The organism is Kocuria arenosa (genome assembly GCF_042879215.1).
GTDB classification, from domain to species: Bacteria; Actinomycetota; Actinomycetes; order Actinomycetales; family Micrococcaceae; genus Kocuria; species Kocuria arenosa.
Genome location: NZ_JBHZTA010000001.1, coordinates 715,752 through 722,582 on the forward strand (window position 1 = coordinate 715,752; position 6,831 = coordinate 722,582).

4 protein-coding genes and 1 pseudogene are annotated in these 6,831 nt (G+C 73.2%); all 5 read left to right on the top strand.

What is annotated here, in order from left to right; translation table 11 throughout:
- The first annotated feature begins 11 nt into the window (after positions 1 to 11).
- Complete coding sequence (treY, locus tag ACFYE3_RS03365; RefSeq protein ID WP_387605028.1) at positions 12 to 2,369, top strand: malto-oligosyltrehalose synthase; 2,358 nt, start codon at positions 12 to 14, stop codon at positions 2,367 to 2,369.
- Between the two features lie 5 nt (positions 2,370 to 2,374).
- Positions 2,375 to 4,246: a malto-oligosyltrehalose trehalohydrolase gene (gene treZ / locus ACFYE3_RS03370; protein ID WP_387605027.1), complete on the top strand. Its 1,872-nt coding sequence runs from the start codon at positions 2,375 to 2,377 to the stop codon at positions 4,244 to 4,246.
- Between the two features lie 107 nt (positions 4,247 to 4,353).
- The gene (locus ACFYE3_RS03375; protein ID WP_387606001.1) at positions 4,354 to 5,379 is read left to right on the top strand and encodes an aldo/keto reductase; all 1,026 of its coding nucleotides are present in this window, start codon (positions 4,354 to 4,356) and stop codon (positions 5,377 to 5,379) included.
- A gap of 19 nt (positions 5,380 to 5,398) precedes the next feature.
- Positions 5,399 to 6,076, top strand: coding sequence for a LysE family translocator (locus tag ACFYE3_RS03380; RefSeq protein ID WP_387605026.1), 678 nt, complete (start codon positions 5,399 to 5,401; stop codon positions 6,074 to 6,076).
- A 150-nt stretch (positions 6,077 to 6,226) separates the two neighbouring features.
- A pseudogene (locus ACFYE3_RS03385) lies at positions 6,227 to 6,831 on the top strand (inositol-3-phosphate synthase); the annotation flags it as partial.

The following is a 6,831-nucleotide window of genomic DNA, read 5'->3' on the forward strand; positions in this document are numbered from 1 at the left end:
AGACTGGTGCGGTGCGCACACCTATCTCGACCTACCGACTCCAGATCACCTCCGACCTGACGCTCGACCGTGCCGCGGGGCTCGTGGACTATCTCCACGACCTCGGCGCCGACTGGGTCTACCTGTCGCCGATCCTCCGGGCCGTCGACGGCTCCGACCACGGCTACGACGTCGCGTCCCCCGCCGAGGTGGACCCCGTCCGCGGCGGTGCCGCCGGGCTCAAGGCCCTCGCCGACGCCGCCCACGCCCGCGGCATGGGCGTGCTGGTGGACATCGTCCCCAACCACCAGGGCGTCGCCGCCCCGGAGCAGAACCCCTGGTGGTGGTCGCTGCTGGCGCAGGGCCAGGAGTCGCCGTACGCGAAGGCCTTCGACGTCGAGTGGGCGGCCGGTGGCGGCAGGGTGCTGATCCCCGTGCTGGGCGACGGCGACGACGAGCTCGCGCAGCTCCGGGTCCAGGACGGCACGCTGCGCTACTACGACAACGTCTACCCGCTGGCCGAGGGCACGTGGGCGGAGGGCGACGACCCGCAGGACGTCCACGACCGGCAGCACTACGAGCTCGTGAACTGGCGCCGCGGCGACGCCGAGCTCAACTACCGCCGCTTCTTCACCGTCGCCACGCTCGCGGGCGTGCGCGTCGAGGACCCGGAGGTCTTCGACGAGTCCCACGCGGAGATCAGGCGCTGGATCGACGAGGGCCTCGTCGACGGTCTGCGCATCGACCACCCCGACGGGCTGCGCGACCCGCGGCAGTACCTCGAGCAGCTGAAGGAGCTCACGGGCGGCGCCTACGTCGTCGTCGAGAAGATCCTCGAGCCCGGCGAGCGGCTGCCGCGCGACTGGGCCACCGCGGGCACCACCGGCTACGACGCCCTCGGCGTGATCGACCGGCTGCTCACCGACCCGGCCGGGGAGTACGCGCTCACGAGCCTGGACGCCCGGCTGCGGAACGGCGAGCCCGTGCACTGGGACGAGATGATCCACGGCACCAAGCGCGCCATGGCCGACGGCGCGCTGCTGGCCGAGGTCCGGCGCCTCGCCCGCCTCGTGCCCGAGGACGCCGGCCTGGAGCAGGCCGTCGCGGAGGACGGGCTGGCGGAGATCCTCGCGAACTTCCCGGTCTACCGCAGCTACCTGCCCGAGGGCGCCGAGCACCTGCGGGCGGCCCTCGAGGCGGCCCGGGAGCAGCGCCCGGACCTCTCCGGCGCGCTCGGGATCCTCGGCGGGCTGCTCGGGGTCGACGCGACGGACGAGGCCGAGCTCGGGGAGCTCGCCCGCCGCTTCCAGCAGACCTCCGGGATGGTCATGGCCAAGGGCGTCGAGGACACCGCGTTCTACCGCTTCCCCCGCCTGACGTCGCTGACCGAGGTCGGCGGCGACCCGTCGCACTTCGCCGTGACCCCCGAGGAGGCGCACGCCGAGCTCGCCCGGCGGGCCGCCGAGGAGCCTCTGGCGATGACGACGCTGTCCACGCACGACACCAAGCGCTCCGAGGCGGTGCGGGCACGGATCACCGTGCTCGCCGAGGCCGGGGAGCAGTGGGCCGGCGTGGTCGGCACCGTCAAGAAGCTCGCCGAGCAGGCCGGGGCCCCGGTGGGCGACGGCCCGCTCGTGAACCTCGTGCTCCAGGCCGTGGTGGGCGCCTGGCCCATCTCCCAGGACCGCGTGCTGGACTACGCCCTCAAGGCCGCCCGCGAGGCCGGCAACTCCACCGCCTGGGTCGACGGGGACGCCGGGTTCGAGCAGCGGCTCACCCGGTTCGTCGAGCTCGTCCACCACGACCCGCAGATGCGGGCCGTGGTCGAGGGCTTCGCCGCGCACGTCACCCCGGCCGGCTGGGCGAACGGGCTCGCCGCCAAGCTCGTCCAGCTCACGATGCCCGGCGTCCCGGACGTCTACCAGGGCTCCGAGCTGTGGGCCGAGTCCCTCGTGGACCCCGACAACCGCCGTCCCGTCGACTTCCAGGACCGGGCCGCCCGGCTGGCGCGCCTGGACACCCCCGTGGGCGGCACCGTGGACGGGATCCCCGCCGTGGGACCGGACGGCGCCGCCAAGCTGCTCGTCACCAGCCGCGCCCTGCGGCTGCGCCGGGACCGTCCCGAGCTGTTCACCGGCTACACCCCGCTGACCGCGTCCGGGCCCCTGGCCGGGCAGGTGTTCGCGTTCGACCGCGGCGGCGCCGTGACCGTGGCCACCCGCCTGCCCCTCGGCCTCGCGGCCGCGGGCGGCTTCGACGGCGAGACCCTCGAGCTGCCCGCGGGCGACTACGAGGACGTGCTGACCCGCCGTCTGCACACGGGCACCGTGGCGCTGTCCCGGCTGCTGGCCGACTACCCCGTGGCGCTGCTGCGCCGGAAGGACTCCTGACCTCCATGAACACCCGTGAGCACCTGAACCGCTTCGACGTCTGGGCCCCGCACGCCAGGACGGTGACCGTGCGGATCGAGGGCGACGACCACGACATGATCCCCGCCGCGGACCTGCCCGAGGACTCCCCGGCGGGCACCGCGGCGCGCCGCGACGGCTGGTGGACCCTGCCCGACGGCGCTGAGGTGCCCGAGGGCACCGTGCGCTACGGCTACCTCCTGGGCAAGACCTTCGACGAGGGCACGGGGCAGGAGCGCTCCCAGGTCTCCGAGGTCCTGCCGGACCCGCGCTCCCGCCGCCAGCCCCAGGGCGTGCACGACCTCTCCTGCACGTTCGAGCCGTCCGCGCACCGGTGGGGGGACGCCGCGTGGACCGGGCGCACCCTCGCCGGGTCGGTGATCTACGAGCTGCACCCCGGCACGTTCACCGCGGAAGGCACCCTCGACTCGGCGGTCGAGCGCCTCGACCACCTCGTCGAGCTCGACGTGGACTTCGTGGAGCTGCTGCCCGTCAACGGGTTCAACGGCGAGCACAACTGGGGCTACGACGGTGTCCTCTGGTACACCGTGGACGAGTCCTACGGCGGGCCCGCCGCCTACCAGCGCTTCGTGGACGCGTGCCACCAGCGCGGGATCGGCGTGATCCAGGACGTGGTCTACAACCACCTGGGCCCGTCCGGGAACTACCTGCCCCTGTTCGCCGACTACTTCAAGCCGGGTTCCAGCACCTGGGGCGACCTCATCAACCTCGACGGCTGGGGCTCGGACGGGGTCCGGGACTACATCCTGGACAACGTCGAGATGTGGCTGCGCGACTACCACGTGGACGGGTTCCGCCTCGACGCCGTGCACGCCCTGCAGGACCACCGGGCCGTGCACATCCTCGAGGAGATCGCCGAGCTCGTGGAGCGCGTGGGCGTGGAGACCGGCAAGCCCCTGTTCACCGTCGCGGAGTCCGACCTCAACGACCACCGGATGATCACGCCGACCACGGCCCACGGCCTCGGCATGACCGGGCAGTGGCTCGACGACTTCCACCACGCCGCCCACGTGGCGCTCACCGGGGAGACCCAGGGCTACTACGCCGACTTCGCCGCCCTCGGGACCCTCGACAAGGTGATGCGGGACGCGTTCTACCACGACGGCACCATGTCGGTCTTCCGCGGCCGCCACCACGGCCGGCCGGTCGACAAGCAGCGGGTGCGCCCGTGGCAGTTCGTCACGTGCATCCAGAACCACGACCAGATCGGCAACCGCGCCGCGGGGGACCGGATCAGCGCGAGCCTCACGACCGACCAGCTCGTGCTGGGCGCCGCCGTGCTGCTCACCCAGCCGTTCACCCCCATGCTGTTCATGGGGGAGGAGTGGGGCGCGTCCACCCCGTGGCAGTTCTTCACCGCCCACCCCGAGCCCGAGCTCGGGGAGGCCGTGGCGAAGGGCCGCAAGGCGGAGTTCGCGTCCATGGGCTGGGACGAGGACACGGTCCCGGACCCGCAGGCCCCCAGCACGTTCACGGACTCGAAGCTCGACTGGGACGAGCTCGCCCGGGACGACCACGCCCGGGTGCTGACCGCCTACCGCGAGCTCATCGCGCTGCGGCGCGCCGTGCCCGAGCTCACCGACCCGCGCTTCGCCACGATCGGCACCGACCTCGACGAGGACGCCCGCTGGTTCGTGCTGCGCCGGTCCACGGCCCCGGGCTCCGCCCACGGGGTCGCGGTGCTGCTGAACTTCGGCGCCGAGCCCGCGCGGGTCCCGTTCCCCGGCCGCCAGGACGCCGAGGTGCTCTTCCGCTCCGGCGAGGTGTCGCTGACCGCGGGGACCGGCGGCGGCGTCGCCGCGCTGCCCGCCCACGGCGCCGCCGTGGTGCGCTACTGAGCCAGCACCACCGTCCCTCGAACGACCTCCCCGATCCCCGAAAGGCCGCCGTGCGCACCTACGGACCCGACGTCCCCTACCTCCCGGCCGACGACCGGTACGAGACCATGCCGTACCGCCGAGTGGGCGAGTCCGGGCTCAAGCTGCCCGTGATCTCGCTCGGGCTGTGGCACAACTTCGGCGACGACAAGCCGCTGGACACCCAGCGCGCCACGCTGCGCCGGGCCTTCGACCTCGGCGTGACCCACTTCGACCTCGCCAACAACTACGGCCCCCCGGCCGGCGCCGCGGAGCTGAACTTCGGGCGGATCCTGGCGCAGGATCTCGCGCCGTACCGGGACGAGCTCGTCATCTCCTCGAAGGCCGGCTGGACCATGGGGCCGGGCCCGTACCACTTCGGCGGCTCCCGGAAGTACCTGGTGTCCTCCCTGGACCAGTCCCTGCAGCGGATGGGCCTGGACCACGTGGACATCTTCTACCACCACCGCCCGGACCCGGACACCCCGCTCGAGGAGACCATGCGGGCCCTCGACCACATCGTGCGCTCCGGGCGGGCCCTGTACGTGGGGATCTCCTCCTACAACGCCGAGCTGACCCTGCGCGCCCAGCAGATCATGCGGGAGCTCGGCACGCCGCTGCTGATCCACCAGCCGTCCTACTCGCTGCTCAACCGGTGGATCGAGTCCCCCGGCCCCTCGGGGACCTCCCTGCTGGGCGCCCTGACGGAGGCGGGGATGGGCTCGATCGTGTTCTCCCCCCTGGCCCAGGGCATGCTCACGGACCGGTACCTGGAGGGGGTCCCGGAGGACTCCCGGGCCGCGGCGGAGAAGTCGCTGAACCCCGAGTGGCTGACCGACACGACCCTGGAGAAGGTCCGCGGGCTGCACGACATCGCCGCCGCGCGCGGGCAGAGCCTGGCCCAGATGGCGATCGCCTGGGTGCTGCGCGAGCAGGCGGACGGTCAGGTCAGCACCGCGCTCGTGGGGGCCTCCTCGCCGCAGCAGCTCGAGGACAGCGTGGGCGCCGTGCACCGCCTCTCCTTCACGCCGGAGGAGCTGGACGCGATCGACCGGCTGGCCACGGACTCCGACATCAACATCTGGGCGGGCGCCCGCGACTCCAAGACCGCGTGAGCGGCGGGACCCGGTAGCCGTGGAGGCCTCGCAGTACCTCGCCCTGCTCGGGCTGTGGATCGCCGGGATCGTCGCCCCCGGCCCGGACGTCCTGGTGATCCTGCGCAACGCGTCGCTGGGCTCCCGGGCGGCCGGCGTGCTCACCGCGGTGGGTGTGATGACCGGCAACCTGGTGTGGATCACGCTCTCCCTCACGGGGGTGACCGTCCTGATCGGCCAGGCGGACCCGCTCCAGCGGATCATCCAGGTGGCCGGGGCGCTGTTCCTCGGCTGGCTGGGGGTGAGCGGGATCCGGGCGGGACTCGCCGCGCGGACCGTGCCGGACCGGGTGCCGAGCCCGGCGGGCGGCGGACCCGGGAGCGTCCCGGGGGAGCCGCAGGCCCCGCCCGGGCGCACCGTCACCCCCGGACGGGCCTTCGTGCTCGGGCTCGTGACGAACCTCTCCAACGCGAAGGCCATCATCTTCTTCGTGGCGCTGTTCGCCAACGTGGTCCCGGCGGGCGCGCTGTGGTGGGAGACGGCCCTGGTCTTCGCGCTGCTCGTGGCGGTGGGCCTCGCCTGGTTCACCGCGGTCGCGTGGGTCGGCTCGGTCGAGCGGCTGGCCGCGGGCTTCCGGCGGCACGGCGCCGCCGTGGAGCTCGCCGCCGGCGTGCTGTTCCTCGTGCTCGCCCTCGGTCTGCTGCTCAGCGCGCTGTGAGCCCGCCGGCCGTCCGCCGGAACGGGCCCGCCCCCGGCGGGCACTAGACTGGAGCGCTGGGTCCTGCCCGGCCGGGCGCCGGGCGCCCGTGCGGGAGTCCGCCCGGCGTGCGCCGGGGACGGGACCCAGACGACCAGACAAAGGAGTCCCGTGTCCCACCATCCCATTCGTGTGGCCGTTGCCGGTGTCGGCAACTGCGCCTCCTCGCTGATCCAGGGCGTGCACTTCTACGCCGACGCCGACCCGGCCGCCACCGTGCCGGGTCTGATGCACGTGGTCTTCGGTGACTACCACGTGGGCGATCTCGAGTTCGTGGCCGCCTTCGACGTCGACGCCGACAAGGTCGGGCTCGACCTGTGCGAGGCGATCGGCGCCTCGCAGAACAACACCCTGGTCTTCGCCTCGGTGCCGCACACCGGGGTCACCGTGCAGCGCGGGCCGACCCTGGACGGGCTGGGGTCCTACTACCGGGAGGTGGTCCAGGAGTCCGCGGCGGAGCCGGTGGACGTGGTCCAGGCCCTGAAGGACGCGCAGGCCGAGGTGCTGGTGTCGTATCTGCCGGTGGGCTCGGAGGAGGCCGACCGGTTCTACGCCCAGGCCGCCCTGGAGGCCGGGGTGGCGTTCGTCAACGCGCTGCCGGTGTTCATCGCCTCCGATGAGCAGTGGGCGGAGAAGTTCACCGCCGCCGGGGTGCCGATCGTGGGCGATGACATCAAGTCCCAGATCGGGGCGACGATCACCCACCGGGTGCTGGC

What these genes read in the sequence shown, in the direction of transcription:
- treZ (WP_387605027.1), top strand. Translation starts at nt 2,375, where the DNA reads ATGAACACCCGTGAGCACCTGAACCGCTTCGACGTCTGGGCCCCGCAC.
- ACFYE3_RS03375 (WP_387606001.1), top strand. Translation starts at nt 4,354, where the DNA reads ATGCCGTACCGCCGAGTGGGCGAGTCCGGGCTCAAGCTGCCCGTGATC.